Genomic DNA, 17,644 nt, shown 5'->3' with positions numbered 1-17,644 from the left:
ATATGCCTAAAGCAGGAAGGAATACTATGAATACAAGTGCATTGGCAATGAATGAGAGTCAGCTTGGTGGAATAAAGTGGACGAGTAAGTTGCGAATGAAATTTGAGCAAGTTTTCTTTAGATGGGGATTTATTATTGTTGTTATTGGTTTTCTTTTGGGACGAGCATATATATTAACAAATATTTTACCGTTTGCACTGCCATTTTTTGCTGCTGTTTATGTTATGAAGCGGGATAAGATGCCGCTAGCATTTTTAGCTCTAATGGGAGGAGCTCTTTCAGTATCGATAGATAATTTGTTTTTTACCTTTGCATCTATCTTTACCTTCTTCATTTATAATATCTTCTTTAGTCGATTTACACGTAAAACTGTTGGACTTGTTCCATTTCAAGTATTTATCTCCGCATTAACCGCACACTTAGTTGTTGTATATTTTGCGCAACAAACTGTCACCATGTACGATTTACTCGTTAGTACCATTGAGGCTGGACTTAGTTTTGTATTAACTATGATATTTTTACAAAGTGTCCCGCTTTTAGTGGAAAGGAAAGGAAAACAACAGGCATTAGAGACGGAAGAAATTGTTTGTTTGATTATATTACTAGCATCTGTTTTAACGGGTACAACAGATTGGTTTGTATATGATGCTTCTATTCAACATATTTTTACAAGGTATTTAGTGCTAGTATTTGCATTTATTGCGGGTGCTGCAACAGGGTCTACAGTGGGGGTTGTAACAGGACTAATATTAAGTTTAGCAAATGTGTCTAGCTTGTCTCAGCTTAGCCTTCTTGCTTTTTCTGGATTGCTTGGTGGATTGTTAAAAGAAGGAAAGCGTTTAGGTGTTAGTTTAGGTTTATTAATTGGGACAAGCTTAATTACATTATATGTAGACAAACAGACAAATATTGTAACAACTTTAATTGAGTCAGGTGTAGCGATTGTTATCTTCTTATTAACACCGAAGCTTGTTTTGGATCGTATTGCTAAATTTATGCCAGGTACACAAGAGCATTCGCAAGATCAACAACAATATTTAAGAAGGATGCGTGATGTTACAGCAAATAAAATCAACCAATTTGCAAATGTATTTGCTGCTTTATCTAATAGCTTTTCTGTATATGGGTATGTAGAGGAAGAAGATAAAGAGACAGAAGCAGATTTGTTTTTGAGTACAATTACTGCGAAAACATGTCAAACATGCTTTAAAAAGGATCAATGCTGGGTAGTGAATTTTGATAAAACGTACGATTATATGAAACAAATAATGAATGAAACGGAAGAAGGAACCCTGCAACATAATCGTAAATTAGTTCGTGAGTGGGACAAGCATTGTGTGAGAGGGAAAAAAGTGACGGATTTAGTAGCCGGTGAATTAGATCACTTCTATGAGGGACAAAAATTACGAAAACAAATGAAGGAAAATCGTAGAATAGTAGCGGAGCAACTATTAGGTGTATCAAAGGTTATGGAGGATTTTGCTAAGGAGATACAACGAGAGCGTGAAAATCATCAAGTGCAGGAAGAACAGATTATGCAAGCGTTCCGAGATTTTGGTGTTGAAGTAGAGCATGTTGATATTTATTGTTTAGATAGAGGAAGTATTGATATTGAAATGTTAATTCCAGTTGCATCTAATGAACATGGTGAGTGTGAAAAGTTAGTTGCACCGATGCTTTCAGATATCCTTAAAGAAAATATTGTCGTTAAACATGAAGAAAAGTCGTCTTATCCAAATGGCCATAGTTTAATATCATTTGGTTCGGCGAAGACGTATTCTCTTGATACAGGATTGGCTACAGCTGCAAAAGGCGGTGGATTTGTTTCGGGTGACTCTTATGCGATGATGGATTTAAGTGTTGGTAAATATGCACTTGCGATTAGTGATGGTATGGGTAATGGGCAAAGAGCTCATATGGAAAGTAAGGAAACGGTGAAATTATTACAAAAAATACTCCAATCAGGCATTGATGAAGAAATAGCAATTAAGTCTATCAATTCAATTCTTTCTTTGAGAACGACAGAAGAAATGTTTACGACATTAGATTTAGCTATGGTAGATTTGCGGGATGCGAGTGCAAGGTTTTTAAAGATTGGATCGACGCCGAGTTTTGTTAAACGCGCAAATAATATTTTGAAAATTGAAGCAAGTAATTTGCCGATGGGAATCATCGAAGATGTTGAAGTTGATGTGGTGGGTGAACAATTAAAAACGGGCGATATTCTTATTATGATGAGCGATGGGATTTTTGAAGGAGCACAGCATGTGGAGAATCATGAATTGTGGATGAAACGAAAAATTAAAGAATTGCAAACCGAAGACCCACAAGAAATTGCTGATATCATTATGGAAGAAGTGATTCGCTCTTGTGATGGTTATATAAATGATGATATGACTATTGTAGTGGCAAAAGTGAAGAAAAATATGCCGAAGTGGGCTACGATTCCGATTGTAGGAATGCAGGCGCAGTAAAATGTAAGTGGAATGTTTATCTATAATTTGATTTTAAAAACCTAGGTGAATACCTAGGTTTTTTTGTGGGAAAAGGTAATGTTATTAATTTTGTGAATATACACGGAGGATGTAAGATAAAAATGTAATTTTTGTATATCTTTTTTTTGCACAATGTTTGTAAAAGTTGTACCATTGTAGACAAGGTGACTAAGGTTGCTGTTCTTGTTTAATGAAAGGTGATTGCGAAGTTGAAAGATACATTTGTTGAAAAAGTAGATGACTTTGTAAAGCAGCATGATGTATTAAAGAATGATTCAACAATTGTTGTGGGAGTTTCTGGTGGTCCTGACTCGTTAGCGCTTTTATATTATTTATTAGAAAAAAGAGCGGAAAAACAGTTGGAAATTGTAGTTGCTCATGTGGATCATATGTTTAGAGGTGATGAATCTTATGAGGATTTACAGTTTGTGAAGGGCCTTTGTGAAGAACTGGGAATTATTTGTGAAACGATAAGGATTAATGTATCACAATATCAACAGCAATACGGAATGAATGCACAGGTTGCTGCGAGAGAATGCAGATATGCATTTTTGGAAAGAATAATGAAGAAATATGATGCGAGATATGTTGCTCTTGGACATCATGGAGATGATCAAGTCGAGACAATTTTAATGCGTCTTGTAAGAGGGAGTACTCCGAAAGGATATGCAGGAATTGCAGTGAAGCGTCCTTTTCATAATGGATATTTAATTAGGCCGTTACTTGGCGTAACGAAGGAAGAAATTGTTGATTACTGTAATAAGCTAAATTTAATGCCACGTATAGATCCGAGTAATAAAAAGGAAGTATATACAAGGAATCGATTACGTAAATATGTCCTTCCTCATTTGAAAGAAGAAAATCCACAAATGCATGAGAAATTCCAAAAATTTAGCGTGCAGATGCAAGAGGATGAGGCTTATTTGCAGGAATTAGCTTTTGAGAAAATGAATAAAGTAATTACAAAAAAAAGTGATAAACAAATTAGCTTATCAATTCCTGCCTTTGAATCCATGTCTATGCCTTTACAAAGAAGAGGGATTCAACTAATATTAAACTATCTTTATGAATATAAGATTCCATCTTCTCTTTCTTCTATACATATTGACAAGTTGATTGAGTTTTTTAAGCGGACACAACCTTCAGGTTCACTTGATTTTCCGGGTGATTTGAAAATTGTTCGTTCATACGAGGAGTGTAGCTTTAGATTTAAACAAGAAATTGTCTCTCCTTTTTCACAAGATTTATTAGTACCCGGGACCATTACGCTATTGAACGGGGATGAATTTGTAACAGAGGTGAGCGAAGATATACCAAGTAACATGAATGAAACAGTATTTGTTGCTAAGTATAATGATATATCATATCCACTTCGTATTCGTTCTAGAGAAAATGGAGATCGCATGTCAATACAAGGTATGAATGGTACGAAAAAGATAAAAGCTATTTTTATCGAAGCGAAAGTACCGAAAGAAAAAAGAGAAGAATGGCCGGTCGTTTGTGATGCAAGTGGGACTATTATTTGGGTACCCTTGTTGAAACGATCTGCATTTGCAATTTCGAAAGAGATGGCAAAGAAGGATAAATATATGATTATTCACTACAAAAGCAAGGAGTCTTCCGGGAGGATAATGAAATGATGAATCAAGATATCGAAAAAGTATTAATTTCTGAAGAGCAAATACAAGAAAAGGTGCGCGAACTAGGTGCAATTATTGCAGAGGATTATAAAAACACAGTACCTCTTGCAATTGGTGTATTAAAAGGCGCAATGCCATTCATGGCAGATTTATTAAAGAGAACAGATACATATCTTGAAATGGATTTTATGGCTGTATCTAGTTACGGTCACTCTACAGTTTCAACAGGCGAAGTGAAAATTTTAAAAGATCTTGATACTTCTGTAGAAGGTCGCGATATTTTAATCGTCGAAGATATTATTGATAGTGGTCTTACACTAAGCTACTTAGTAGACTTATTCAAATATCGTAAAGCGAAGTCTGTAAAAATTGTTACATTATTAGATAAGCCAACAGGCCGTAAGGTTGATCTGAAAGCGGATTATGTTGGATTTACTGTTCCACATGAATTTGTAGTAGGATATGGATTAGATTATAAAGAGCAGTACCGTAATCTTCCTTATGTAGGCGTATTAAAACCAAGCGTTTACTCAAATTAATTAAATATAGGCTTCACAATTGTATAGGAAAGTTTTTCTATGTTACGATTTACTATAGTGTTTATGCCGTGAGAGGAGGTTAGGAATGAATCGTATCTTCCGTAATACCATCTTTTATTTACTGATATTCTTAGTAGTAATTGGAATCGTGAGCTATTTTAATGGTTCGACACAAAAAACGACATCAGTTAGCTACGACAAATTCATTACTAAACTAGAAAGCGGTGAAGTGCGTAATGTGCAACTTCAACCGAAAAATGGTGTATTTGAGGTAAAAGGACAATTTAATAACTCTAGCCAAGGAGAACAATTTGTTACTTATGCACCAAATACTGAGGAATTACAAAAGAAAATTAATGATAAAGCGAAAGGTGCCGAAGTTAAGTATCAACCAGCAGAAGAAACAAGTGCTTGGGTAACATTCTTTACTTCAATCATTCCATTTGTCATCATCTTCATTTTATTCTTCTTCTTATTAAACCAAGCTCAAGGCGGCGGTAGCCGTGTTATGAACTTCGGGAAAAGTAAGGCGAAGTTATATAATGATGAAAAGAAAAAAGTTCGTTTCAGAGATGTTGCTGGTGCGGATGAAGAGAAACAAGAACTTGTTGAGGTAGTTGAATTCTTGAAAGACCCTCGTAAGTTCTCTGAAGTTGGTGCTCGTATTCCAAAGGGTGTCCTATTAGTTGGACCTCCAGGTACAGGTAAAACTTTATTAGCACGTGCTGTTGCAGGTGAGGCTGGCGTTCCATTCTTCTCTATCAGTGGTTCTGACTTCGTAGAGATGTTTGTCGGTGTCGGTGCATCACGTGTACGTGATTTATTTGAAAATGCAAAGAAAAATGCTCCTTGTATCATTTTCATTGATGAAATTGATGCAGTAGGTCGTCAACGTGGCGCAGGTCTTGGTGGTGGTCATGATGAGCGTGAGCAAACATTGAACCAATTACTTGTTGAAATGGATGGATTCGGTGCAAACGAAGGTATTATTATCGTTGCTGCGACAAACCGTCCAGACATTCTTGACCCAGCGTTATTACGTCCAGGTCGTTTTGACCGTCAAATTACAGTAGATCGTCCAGATGTAAATGGCCGTGAAGCTGTACTGAAAGTACATGCGCGTAATAAACCACTTGATGAGCATATTAATTTAAGAGCGATTGCGACTCGTACACCAGGATTCTCTGGTGCGGATCTTGAAAACTTATTAAACGAAGCTGCTTTAGTAGCTGCACGTCAAGATAAGAAGAAAATTGATATGAGTGATATCGATGAAGCGACGGATCGTGTTATTGCAGGTCCAGCTAAGAAAAGTCGTGTTATCTCTGAAAAAGAACGTAATATCGTTGCTTTCCATGAAGCAGGTCATACTGTAATTGGTGTTGTTCTCGATGAAGCAGATGTCGTTCATAAAGTAACAATTGTCCCTCGTGGTCAGGCTGGTGGATATGCGGTAATGCTTCCGAAAGAAGATCGTTACTTCATGACGAAACCAGAGTTACTTGATAAAATCACTGGTTTACTTGGTGGCCGAGTAGCTGAGGAGATTGTATTTGGTGAAGTGAGTACAGGTGCTCATAATGACTTCCAACGTGCGACTGGTATTGCAAGACGTATGGTTACGGAATTTGGTATGAGTGACAAACTTGGACCGATGCAATTTGGTAGCTCGCAAGGTGGTCAAGTGTTCTTAGGAAGAGACTTCCACTCAGAACAAAACTATAGTGATGCGATTGCACATGAAATCGATATGGAAATGCAATCAATTATGAAAGAATGTTATGCTCGTGCAAAACAAATTCTTACTGAAAACCGTGATAAACTAGATATTATCGCACAAACGTTACTTGAAGTAGAAACATTAGATGCAGAGCAAATCAATCATTTATGTGATTACGGCAGATTGCCAGAACGTCCAACATCTTCAGATGATGTGAAAGTAAACATCAACATGAAGAAAGACGATGAAGATAAAGAAGATAAGTAAGAAGTGAAGGAGTGACTATCGTCACTCCTTTTTTGTTTGTTAAAATCTTTGTTAATTACTATTGAGAACTTAGTGGATAAAGTAATTTAAGTAAAACTAGTATTAAAAATTGAAATAGAGAGCAATCTTTTTGTAAAATGATGAGGGTAGGAAAGCTGATTATATAAGTATGTGTGATATGATGTTTTTATAAGTTTTATACATACTGCACAAATATAGATTAAATAAGATAAGTGGTGAGAATATGATTTTTGTATTGGATGTAGGGAACACAAATGCTGTACTAGGTGTGTTTGAAGAGGGGGAACTTCGTCAGCATTGGCGCATGGAAACAGATCGTCATAAGACAGAAGATGAATATGGAATGCTTGTAAAGCAATTGCTTGAGCATGAGGGTCTTTCGTTTGAAGATGTGAAAGGTATTATTGTGTCTTCAGTCGTACCACCAATTATGTTTGCTTTAGAGCGCATGTGTGAAAAATATTTTAAAATTAAACCGCTTGTAGTAGGGCCTGGGATAAAAACAGGACTAAATATTAAATATGAAAATCCGCGTGAAGTAGGCGCAGACCGAATTGTAAATGCAGTAGCAGGAATCCACTTATATGGAAGTCCGCTCATTATTGTTGATTTTGGTACGGCTACTACATATTGTTATATTAACGAAGAAAAACATTATATGGGTGGAGTTATTACGCCAGGAATTATGATTTCAGCAGAGGCTTTATATAGCAGAGCAGCAAAACTTCCTCGTATCGAAATTACAAAACCAAGCAGTGTTGTTGGGAAAAATACAGTAAGTGCGATGCAATCTGGTATTCTTTATGGTTATGTTGGACAAGTGGAAGGTATTGTTAAGCGTATGAAAGAAGAAGCTAGACAAGAACCTAAAGTTATTGCAACAGGTGGATTGGCAAAATTAATTTCCGAAGAATCGAATGTAATTGATATTGTAGATCCGTTTTTAACGTTAAAAGGTTTGTATATGTTATATGAACGTAATGCAAATTTACAGCATGAGAAAGGTGAATAAATACGTATGAAAGATTATTTAGTAAAAGCGTTAGCATTTGATGGAGAAGTGCGTGCGTATAGTGTGCGTACAACAAATACAGTAAGTGAGGCGCAAAGACGTCATGATACATGGAGAACAGCTTCAGCGGCACTAGGGCGTTCTTTGACTGCGGGTACAATGATGGGCGCAATGTTAAAGGGCGAGCAAAAGTTAACGATTAAGGTAGAAGGTAACGGTCCAATTGGCCCTATCTTAGTAGATGCTCATGCAAATGGAGATGTACGTGGTTATGTAACGAATCCGCATGTTGATTTTGAAGGAACAGAACAAGGGAAGTTACGTGTATATCAAGCGGTAGGTACAGAGGGGTTTGTAACTGTAATTAAAGATATTGGAATGCGTGAGCCGTTTATTGGTCAATCTCCAATCGTTTCAGGAGAATTAGGAGAAGACTTTACGTATTATTTTGCAGTTTCTGAACAAACGCCTTCTTCTGTAGGTGTTGGTGTTCTTGTAAATGGAGATGATAGCATATTAGCGGCAGGTGGATTCATCCTTCAAATTATGCCGGGTGCGCAAGATGAAACGATTTCATTTATTGAAGACCGTTTACAAAAGATTCCACCTGTATCAACGTTGATTGAACAAGGTCTTTCTCCGGAAGAGCTACTATATGCAGTTCTTGGAGAAGATAAAGTAAAAGTATTAGAAACAATGGATGTTCAATTTAATTGCACATGCTCACGCGAGCGTATTGAGAGTGTATTAATTAGTTTAGGTAAAACAGAGTTAGAGCAAGTTCGTGAAGAAGAGGAAGAGACAGAAGTTCACTGTCATTTCTGTAATGAACGATACAAGTTCTCTAAAGAAGATATTACAAATTTAATCGAGAATTTGTAATAAGGGAATTAAGAGGAGCAATCCTCCAAATGAATTGACAAACAGGGAATTTTCTGACAAAATCTAAATATAGATAAAACCAATAAAAATACTCGGTGTTAGGAGTGACAGGAATGCGAGTGGCACAATCAGTTTCAGAATTAATCGGGAAAACGCCGATCGTTAAGTTGAACCGCATCGTAGAATCAGACAGCGCAGATATATACTTAAAATTAGAATTTATGAATCCGGGGAGTAGTGTTAAAGATCGTATCGCATTAGCTATGATTGAAGATGCTGAAAAAAAGGGATTATTAAAAGAGGGCGATACAATCATTGAGCCGACAAGTGGTAACACAGGAATTGGTTTAGCGATGGTAGCGGCTGCTAAAGGATATAATGCAATCTTAGTAATGCCAGAAACAATGAGTATTGAGCGTCGTAATTTATTACGTGCTTACGGTGCGGAATTAGTATTGACTCCAGGGCCTGAAGGAATGGGTGGAGCAATTCGTAAAGCGACTGAATTAGCAAAAGAACATGGCTACTTTATACCACAACAGTTCAAAAACCAATCGAATCCAGAAATTCACCGTTTAACAACAGGTCCAGAAATTATTGAACAAATGGGCGACCAATTAGATGCGTTTATTGCAGGTATTGGTACAGGTGGAACGATTACTGGTGCTGGTGAAGTACTGAAGGAAGCGTATAAAGATATTAAAATTTATGCAGTAGAACCTGCAGATTCACCAGTATTATCTGGTGGGAAGCCAGGTCCACATAAAATCCAAGGAATTGGGGCGGGATTTGTTCCGGAGACGTTGGATGTAGAAGTATATGATGAAATTATTCAAGTGAAAACAGAGCAAGCATTTGAATATGCGAGAAGAGTGGCTAAAGAGGAAGGTATTTTAGTTGGTATCTCTTCAGGCGCAGTTATTTATGCAGCAACAGAAGTTGCGAAAAAGTTAGGTAAAGGGAAAAAGGTACTTGTTATTATCCCGAGTAACGGTGAACGTTATTTAAGTACACCACTTTATCAATTTGAATCCTAATTAAATGCGATTGAAAAAGCATCCTTGAAAAAGGGTGCTTTTTCTTTTGGGATTGGAAATAGGAAAAGAGTGAATGACTAGAAAACTTCATGTAAAATAAGAGGTAGTATAATTAAATTATTTTCACTAGCCTTCGAGTATAATCAATCTCTATATAAATAACTTATGTAGTTTGAGCTGGTTTATCTAAGAGGGTGGGATAAAAGAAGACGGGGTGTTGATATGCAACGAAGAAAATCTTTAGCGCTTTCTATTCCATATCAGTTAGATTTCTTTAAGCAATATAAATTTCTTTCTCAGGGTAAATCGCAACATATTTTGTTAGAAAGCGGCCGTGGCGGTCGTTATAACATTGTAGGGCTGAACCCAGTAGCGGTAATTCGAGGGAAGGATGAAACGTTACATATAAGTGAAAGTGGTAAGGAAACAATAAAACGAGGGAATCCGTTAGATTTAATGCAAGAATATATGGAACAATGGAAGACGGACTATAACCCAGAGTATCCGCCTTTTCAAGGTGGTGCAATTGGCTATTTCAGTTATGACTGTATCCGTTATATTGAAAAGCTGCCTTCTCTTGCGGAAGATGATATTAATATACCTGACATCTTCTTTTTATTATTTGATGACGTATTTGTCTATGATCAAAAAGAACAAGTGTTATGGGTTATTACGCATTATATAGATAAATATGAAGAGGCGAAAGAACGGCTAAATGAGTGGAAGAGTCTTTGGATGACAGAAGCGCCTGAAGTGACCGTGCCCTTTGAAAGTCCTGAAAAGAAAAGTGAAGCAGTTGCTTTTACTGAAGCCAGCTTTATGAAGGCAGTTGAATGTATTCAAGAATATATTGGGGCGGGTGATGTGTTCCAAGTAAACTTGTCGACGAGACAAGAAAGAACGTTACAGACACACCCACTAGAAATTTATACAAGTCTTCGTGAGATTAATCCATCTCCATATATGGGTTACCTGGAGCTTGGGGATTTTCAAATTGTTAGTGGATCGCCAGAGTTGTTAATTAAGAAGCAAGGAACTGAAGTAAGTACAAGACCGATTGCTGGAACGAGATCTAGAGGCGCGGATGAGCAAGAGGATGAAGAATTAGCAAGAGAATTAATTGAGAACGAAAAAGAAAGAGCAGAGCATGTAATGCTTGTGGATTTAGAAAGAAATGATTTAGGACGTGTTTGTAAATATGGCACTGTAGAAGTAGATGAATTTATGGTAATTGAGAAATACTCACATGTTATGCATATTGTTTCTAATGTGCGTGGTGAGGTGGAAGAAGATAAAGATGCTTTTGATTTAGTGAAGGCTGTATTCCCTGGGGGAACAATTACTGGTGCCCCAAAAATACGTACGATGGAAATTATTGAGGAATTAGAACCTGTTCGAAGAGGGATTTATACAGGTTCAATCGGTTGGATTGGTTATTCTGGAGATACAGAATTGAATATTGTAATTAGAACACTTCTTGCTAAAGATGGAAAAGCTCATGTACAAGCAGGGGCGGGAATTGTAATTGATTCAAATCCGGAAAATGAATATAAAGAGTCGTTAAAAAAGGCGATTGCTTTATGGCGTGCAAAAGAACGTAGCGAAGAAACGGTTAGGTGAGAGAAATGATATTAATGATTGATAATTATGATTCTTTTACATTTAATTTAGTGCAGTTTCTTGGAGAACTTGGACAAGAGCTCGTTGTTAAACGTAACGATGAAGTGACCATTTCAGATATTGAGAATATGAAACCAGATTTTCTAATGATTTCTCCAGGCCCATGTAGTCCTAATGAAGCTGGGATTAGTATGGAAGCTATTAAATACTTTGCTGGAAAGACTCCGATTTTTGGTGTTTGTCTAGGGCATCAATCTATTGCACAAGTGTTTGGGGGAGAGGTTGTCCGTGCAGAGCGATTAATGCATGGAAAAACCTCGCTTATGCATCATGATGGAAAGACGATTTTTTCGGATATTCCTAATCCGTTTACTGCGACGCGCTATCATTCCCTTATTGTTAAGAAAGAGACGTTACCCGATTGCTTAGAGGTAACATCTTGGACAGAGGAAGGGGAAATTATGGCACTTCGTCATAAGACATTGCCGATAGAGGGTGTGCAATTCCATCCAGAATCTATTATGACTTCTCATGGGAAAGAGCTGTTGCAGAATTTCATTCGTAAATACAGTCCAAGTGCGACATTATGTTAATTTACGTAAATGGTCAGTATGTAGAAGCAAGTGAAGCGAGAATTTCTCCTTATGATCATGGTTATTTATATGGTCTTGGAGTTTTTGAAACGTTTCGTATTTATAATGGTCATCCTTTCTTATTGGATGATCATTATAACCGTTTAATAGAGGCGCTGGATACATTGCAAATTAAATGGACAATGACAAAAAATGATGTGATGCTTATTTTGAAAGATTTACTTGCTAAGAATGAATTGAAGCATGCATATGTACGTTTTAATGTATCAGCGGGTATAGATGAAATAGGATTACAAACTGAAATGTATGAAGAGCCTTCTGTTATTGTTTTTATAAAACCTTTAACAGCTCCAGGGGATGTAGTGGAAAAAGAAGGTGTTATTCTAAAACAAGTGCGAAATACACCGGAAGGGACATTTCGCCTGAAGTCTCATCACTATTTAAATAATATTTTAGGGAAGCGTGAAATTGGAAATGTTGTGAGTAAGGAAGGTATTTTCCTCACTGAAGCAGGTTATGTTGCAGAGGGCATTGTTTCGAATCTATTTTTTGTGAAAGGTGATGTTTTATATACACCTTCGTTAGAGACAGGGATTTTAAATGGTATCACTCGTGCGTTTATTATAAAGAGTGCTGAAGAATTAAATATAGAAGTAAAGGAAGGTTTCTTTACAAAAGATGAGCTACTTTCAGCGGATGAAGTCTTCGTAACAAACTCCATTCAAGAAATTGTTCCGCTTTATCGTATAGAAGCGCAGGATTTCCCGGGTAAAGTAGGAGTGGTTACAAAAAGTTTAATGTACCTTTATGGAATGCAAAGAGAGAAATTATGGAGCAGAAATGAATTACGAAGAGGAGATGTGTAGTTTGAAGTGGGATTATGATTTGCGCTGCGGCGAATATACATTGAATTTAAATGAAAAAACATTAATTATGGGGATTTTAAATGTAACACCAGATTCGTTTTCTGATGGTGGGAGTTACAACGAGGTAGATGCTGCGGTACGTCACGCAAAAGAAATGCAAGGTCAAGGTGCTCATATTATTGATATTGGTGGCGAATCTACTCGCCCAGGTTTTGCTAAAGTATCAGTAGAAGAAGAAATAAAGCGAGTTGTCCCGATGATTCAAGCAGTTTCAAAAGAAGTAAAATTGCCTATATCTATCGATACATATAAAGCTGAAGTTGCAAAGCAAGCAATTGAGGCTGGTGCTCATATTATTAATGATATTTGGGGAGCGAAGGCGGAGCCAAAAATTGCTGAAGTCGCAGCTCATTATGATGTACCCATCATTTTAATGCATAACCGCGATAATATGAATTATCGTAATTTAATGGCGGATATGATTGCTGATTTGTATGACAGTATTAAAATTGCTAAAAATGCTGGTGTGCCAGATGAGAATATTATTTTAGATCCAGGTATCGGTTTTGCTAAAACACCTGAGCAGAACTTAGAGGCGATGCGTAATTTAGAACAGTTAAATGTGCTAGGTTATCCGGTTCTCTTAGGTACTTCGAGAAAGTCCTTTATTGGGCACGTATTAGATTTGCCAGTGGAGGAACGTCTTGAGGGAACAGGAGCTACCGTTTGTCTTGGTATTGAAAAGGGCTGTGAGTTTGTTCGTGTCCATGATGTGAAAGAAATGGCGCGTATGGCTAAAATGATGGATGCGATGATTGGTAAGGGGGTAAGGTAATTGGATAAAATTTATATCCATGATATGGAGTTTTATGGTTATCATGGTGTGTTCCCAGAGGAGAATAAATTAGGTCAGAGATTTAAAGTTGACTTAACGGTGGAGTTGGATTTAAAGCGTGCAGGGGAAAGTGATGACTTAGAGCATTCGGTCAATTATGGAGAGCTTTTCGAATTATGTAGAAAAGTTGTTGAGGATAGAAAGTATAAGCTTGTGGAGAGTATCGCTGAAAATATTGCTGCAGATATATTAAAACAATATGAAAGTATTTCACGCTGTACAATTAAGGTAATTAAGCCGGATCCACCGATACCGGGTCATTATCGTGCTGTAGCAGTAGAAATTACGAGAGAACGTCCATGAACAATATAGCTTACATTGCATTAGGGTCAAATATTGGAGAGCGTTATACGTATCTAACTGAAGCGATTCAGTTTTTAAATAAAAATCCTTATATTCAGGTTGATGATATTTCATCTGTATATGAAACTGAGCCAGTTGGCTATACTGACCAAAGTTGCTTTTTAAATTTAGTTATAAAAATTTCTACCAATTTATCACCACAAGAGTTATTGAAAGTAACACAAAAAGTAGAAAATGACCTAGGAAGAAAAAGGGAAATTAGGTGGGGGCCGAGGACTATCGACCTTGACATTTTACTTTATAATCAAGAGAATATTGAAGCAGAGAATCTTATTGTTCCGCATCCGCGGATGTTTGAAAGAGCTTTTGTTATCGTTCCGTTGTTAGAGATTAATCAAGACATAAAACAAAACATTTCACGTTCACAAGTAGAAGAAATGAAAAGGCGAGAGGGAGTAACGGTATGGAAGCAGAAAAATGGGGAAGACGCATTCGTGCTTTTCGAAAGCTAAAAGGCTATACACAAGAAGGTTTTGCTAAAGAACTAGGGGTATCTGTATCTGTTTTAGGTGAGGTTGAGAGAGGGAATAGATCGCCTTCTCAAGATTTTGTAGTAGAAGTTGCTAAGGCATTAAATGTTTCGATAGAGGAATTAATGCCAAAGTGATTGTACAGGAAGGAGTAGGTTGATTGTTAAAGATTGCAAATATCGAGATGAAAAATCCGGTTGTACTAGCACCGATGGCGGGAGTGTGTAACTCTGCATTCCGTTTAACAGTAAAAGAATTTGGTGCCGGCTTAGTTTGTGCTGAAATGGTAAGTGATAAGGCAATATTACTTAATAATAAAAGAACATTAGATATGTTATATATCGACGAGAGAGAAAAGCCATTAAGTTTACAAATTTTTGGTGGAGAGAAAGAAACTCTTGTAGATGCTGCGAAATATGTAGATAAATATACGACAGCAGACATAATTGATATTAATATGGGTTGTCCAGTGCCGAAAATCGTTAAATGTGATGCGGGGGCAAGGTGGCTTTTAGATCCGAATAAAATATATGAAATGGTAGCAGCGGTTGTAGATGCTGTTGAAAAGCCGGTTACAGTTAAAATGCGTATCGGTTGGGATGAAGAACATATTTTCGCAATAGAAAATGCTAGGGCTGTTGAGCGTGCTGGTGGCCAAGCTGTGGCGGTTCACGGACGCACACGAGTGCAAATGTATGAAGGAAAAGCGGATTGGGATATTATTAAACAAGTAAAACAATCTGTAAATATCCCGGTTATCGGAAATGGTGATGTCGCAACGCCGCAAGATGCAAAGCGTATGCTTGATGAAATTGGTGTAGATGGTGTTATGATTGGTCGTGCGGCTCTTGGAGATCCGTGGATGATTTATCGTACGGTAAAGTATTTGGAGACGGGTGAATTAATGCCGGAACCAACAGTGCGCGAGAAAATTGATGTATGTATGTTACATCTAGATCGTCTTATTGACTTAAAGAACGAAAGTGTCGCTGTAAGAGAGATGAGAAAACATGCAGCTTGGTATTTAAAAGGTGTTCGTGGTAATGCGAGTGTACGTAATGGTATTAATGCTTGTAACACACGGGAAGACCTTGCGAATGTGTTAGGTACATTTGTAGAAGAAGTGGAAGCGAAACAACAAACAATTTACGTTGGTTAATAATGGACATAGGAGATTGACATTCTTCTATACACTTCCTATAATTACGTGAAAGAAAGAAGAGCTGCCAGTTAGTTGCTGGCAGTTTTTCTAGTTGAGTAGAAAATGCTATACTGTATATATTGTAAAATTAAATAGAGCTGGAGTGATATCAATATCATGGATAACATGAACCACGAAGAATTAAACGACCAATTGATTGTTCGTCGTGAAAAGCTACATAATTTACGTGAACAAGGAATTGACCCGTTCGGTAAAAGATTTGAACGCACAAATTCAACAACTGATTTAGTGAGTCTATATGGAGAGTTCTCTAAGGAAGAATTAGAGGAGAAGGAAATCGCTGTTTCTATCGCTGGTCGTATTATGACAAAACGCGGAAAAGGGAAAGCTGGATTTGCACACGTTCAAGATTTACATGGACAAGTTCAAATTTATGTTCGTAAAGATGCTGTTGGAGATGACGAGTACGAATTATTTAAAACAGCAGATTTAGGTGATTTAGTAGGTATTGAAGGTAAAGTGTTCAAAACAAACGTTGGAGAACTTTCAGTAAAAGCAACAGGCTTTACGCTATTAACGAAATCTCTTCGTCCATTACCAGATAAATACCATGGATTAAAAGATGTTGAACAACGCTACCGTCAACGTTACTTAGACTTAATTACAAGTATGGAAAGTCGTGAAACGTTCGTTACTCGTAGTAAAATCATTCGTGAGATGAGAAGATACCTAGATGACAACGGTTATCTTGAAGTGGAAACACCTATGATGCATGCAATTGCAGGTGGAGCTTCTGCGCGTCCTTTCACTACACATCATAATGCGTTAGATATGGAATTATATATGCGTATCGCAATTGAGCTACATTTAAAGCGTCTTATTGTAGGTGGTTTGGAAAAAGTATATGAGATCGGCCGTGTATTCCGTAATGAGGGTGTATCAACTCGTCATAACCCTGAGTTTACGATGATTGAATTATATGAAGCATACGCTGATTATAAAGATATTATGAAGTTAACAGAAGATATGGTTGCTCATATCGCGAAAAAAGTACTGGGTACAACAACAATCCAGTATGGTGATTATGAAATTAATCTAGAACCAGAATGGACACGTCTTCATATGGTAGATGCGATTAAGCAATACTCTGGAGCTGATTTCTGGAATCCGATGAGTGTAGAAGAAGCACGTGAGCTTGCAAAAGAACATAATGTAGAAATTAAAGATACAATGGAAGTTGGTCATATTATAAATGAATTCTTCGAACAAAAAGTAGAAGATAAATTAATCCAACCAACATTTATTTACGGTCATCCGGTAGAAATCTCGCCGCTTGCGAAAAAGAATGATGAAGATCCAAGATTTACAGATCGTTTCGAATTATTTATCGTTGCGCGTGAACATGCAAATGCATTCACTGAGTTAAATGATCCAATCGATCAAAAAGAACGTTTTGAAGCGCAATTAAAAGAGCGCGAACAAGGTAATGATGAAGCTCATATGATGGATGACGATTATATTGAAGCTCTTGAGTACGGTATGCCTCCTACGGGTGGATTAGGAATCGGTATTGATCGTCTAGTTATGTTATTAACAAATGCACCATCTATTCGTGATGTATTATTATTCCCTGCTATGCGCCATAAACAAGACTAAGCTTTGGAGATTTCTCCAAAGCTTTTTTTATTTGAGCATGAGTTGCGTGGGTATAGTAAATCTTGATAGTGCGAGAAATTATATTTATATAGAAGAAATGTGCTGTTTTTATACTTTTTTACTAAGTTAAAAATTTTATTAGAAAAACTATTGCATTTTAATAATCAAACTGGTATATTTATATTCGTTGCCACGAAAGGTAACAAACAAAACAAACAAAAAACAACTTATTGAAAAAAGTTGTTGACGAAAATATAACGAAATGTTATATTGATAAAGTCGCTTCTGAGCGACGAAGTAGTTCTTTGAAAACTGAACGAAACAAACAACGTGAAACGTCAATTTTTATTTTAGATGCTAGACAAACTAACTTTATTGGAGAGTTTGATCCTGGCTCAGGATGAAC

Annotated in this window: 16 protein-coding genes; all 16 read left to right on the top strand. The window is 36.9% G+C overall.

Annotation, left to right across the window (positions count from 1 at the left end):
- Positions 1 to 2: 2 nt before the first annotated feature.
- The 16 genes from spoIIE to lysS all read left to right on the top strand — a co-directional run bounded on the left by spoIIE (position 3) and on the right by lysS (position 17,238).
- Positions 3 to 2,474 carry a stage II sporulation protein E gene (gene spoIIE / locus ACTFRU_RS28760; protein ID WP_001123552.1) on the top strand — a complete coding sequence of 824 codons (2,472 nt, stop codon included), beginning with the start codon at positions 3 to 5 and terminating at the stop codon, positions 2,472 to 2,474.
- A 230-nt stretch (positions 2,475 to 2,704) separates the two neighbouring features.
- The gene (tilS, locus tag ACTFRU_RS28755) at positions 2,705 to 4,135 is read left to right on the top strand and encodes a tRNA lysidine(34) synthetase TilS (protein ID WP_400856860.1); all 1,431 of its coding nucleotides are present in this window, start codon (positions 2,705 to 2,707) and stop codon (positions 4,133 to 4,135) included.
- On the top strand, positions 4,132 to 4,674 hold the full coding sequence (hpt, locus tag ACTFRU_RS28750) for a hypoxanthine phosphoribosyltransferase (RefSeq protein ID WP_000981842.1): 543 nt from the start codon (positions 4,132 to 4,134) through the stop codon (positions 4,672 to 4,674). The genes tilS and hpt overlap by 4 nt, the downstream gene beginning before the upstream one ends.
- Before the next feature lie 85 nt (positions 4,675 to 4,759).
- A complete protein-coding gene (ftsH, locus tag ACTFRU_RS28745) occupies positions 4,760 to 6,661 on the top strand; it encodes an ATP-dependent zinc metalloprotease FtsH (protein WP_001079674.1) in 1,902 nt (633 codons plus the stop codon).
- Between the two features lie 244 nt (positions 6,662 to 6,905).
- The gene (locus ACTFRU_RS28740; RefSeq protein ID WP_000578368.1) at positions 6,906 to 7,694 is read left to right on the top strand and encodes a type III pantothenate kinase; all 789 of its coding nucleotides are present in this window, start codon (positions 6,906 to 6,908) and stop codon (positions 7,692 to 7,694) included.
- 6 nt (positions 7,695 to 7,700) lie between these two features.
- Positions 7,701 to 8,576, top strand: coding sequence for a redox-regulated molecular chaperone HslO (hslO, locus tag ACTFRU_RS28735; protein ID WP_000656372.1), 876 nt, complete (start codon positions 7,701 to 7,703; stop codon positions 8,574 to 8,576).
- Positions 8,577 to 8,689: 113 nt separating this feature from the next.
- Positions 8,690 to 9,613, top strand: coding sequence for a cysteine synthase A (cysK, locus tag ACTFRU_RS28730; RefSeq protein ID WP_001261712.1), 924 nt, complete (start codon positions 8,690 to 8,692; stop codon positions 9,611 to 9,613).
- A 222-nt stretch (positions 9,614 to 9,835) separates the two neighbouring features.
- Positions 9,836 to 11,233 (top strand): aminodeoxychorismate synthase component I, encoded by a 1,398-nt coding sequence (pabB, locus tag ACTFRU_RS28725; RefSeq protein WP_001189717.1) that lies wholly within the window; start codon positions 9,836 to 9,838, stop codon positions 11,231 to 11,233.
- A gap of 5 nt (positions 11,234 to 11,238) precedes the next feature.
- A complete protein-coding gene (gene pabA / locus ACTFRU_RS28720) occupies positions 11,239 to 11,826 on the top strand; it encodes an aminodeoxychorismate/anthranilate synthase component II (RefSeq protein ID WP_000602290.1) in 588 nt (195 codons plus the stop codon).
- Positions 11,820 to 12,692, top strand: coding sequence for an aminodeoxychorismate lyase (gene pabC, locus ACTFRU_RS28715; protein ID WP_000909884.1), 873 nt, complete (start codon positions 11,820 to 11,822; stop codon positions 12,690 to 12,692). Before pabA ends, pabC begins: the two co-directional genes overlap by 7 nt.
- Positions 12,667 to 13,527: a dihydropteroate synthase gene (gene folP, locus ACTFRU_RS28710; RefSeq protein ID WP_002164656.1), complete on the top strand. Its 861-nt coding sequence runs from the start codon at positions 12,667 to 12,669 to the stop codon at positions 13,525 to 13,527. Before pabC ends, folP begins: the two co-directional genes overlap by 26 nt.
- Positions 13,528 to 13,890, top strand: a complete 363-nt coding sequence (gene folB, locus ACTFRU_RS28705) for a dihydroneopterin aldolase (protein WP_000358062.1) — start codon at positions 13,528 to 13,530, stop codon at positions 13,888 to 13,890.
- The gene (folK, locus tag ACTFRU_RS28700; protein ID WP_001059450.1) at positions 13,887 to 14,402 is read left to right on the top strand and encodes a 2-amino-4-hydroxy-6-hydroxymethyldihydropteridine diphosphokinase; all 516 of its coding nucleotides are present in this window, start codon (positions 13,887 to 13,889) and stop codon (positions 14,400 to 14,402) included. The genes folB and folK overlap by 4 nt, the downstream gene beginning before the upstream one ends.
- Positions 14,354 to 14,557, top strand: coding sequence for a helix-turn-helix domain-containing protein (locus tag ACTFRU_RS28695; protein WP_000387031.1), 204 nt, complete (start codon positions 14,354 to 14,356; stop codon positions 14,555 to 14,557). Before folK ends, ACTFRU_RS28695 begins: the two co-directional genes overlap by 49 nt.
- A 23-nt stretch (positions 14,558 to 14,580) precedes the next feature.
- Entirely contained in the window at positions 14,581 to 15,579 is a 999-nt protein-coding gene (gene dusB / locus ACTFRU_RS28690; protein ID WP_000912251.1) for a tRNA dihydrouridine synthase DusB, read from the top strand.
- A gap of 159 nt (positions 15,580 to 15,738) precedes the next feature.
- Positions 15,739 to 17,238 (top strand): lysine--tRNA ligase, encoded by a 1,500-nt coding sequence (gene lysS, locus ACTFRU_RS28685; RefSeq protein WP_000369668.1) that lies wholly within the window; start codon positions 15,739 to 15,741, stop codon positions 17,236 to 17,238.
- The last annotated feature ends 406 nt before the right edge of the window (positions 17,239 to 17,644 follow it).

Origin of the sequence: Bacillus cereus group sp. MYBK220-1, assembly GCF_051916445.1 — a bacterium.
GTDB classification, from domain to species: Bacteria; Bacillota; Bacilli; order Bacillales; family Bacillaceae_G; genus Bacillus_A; species Bacillus_A cereus.
The sequence above is the reverse complement of the archived record's forward strand: the minus strand, read 5'-3'. Positions and strand labels throughout refer to the sequence as shown.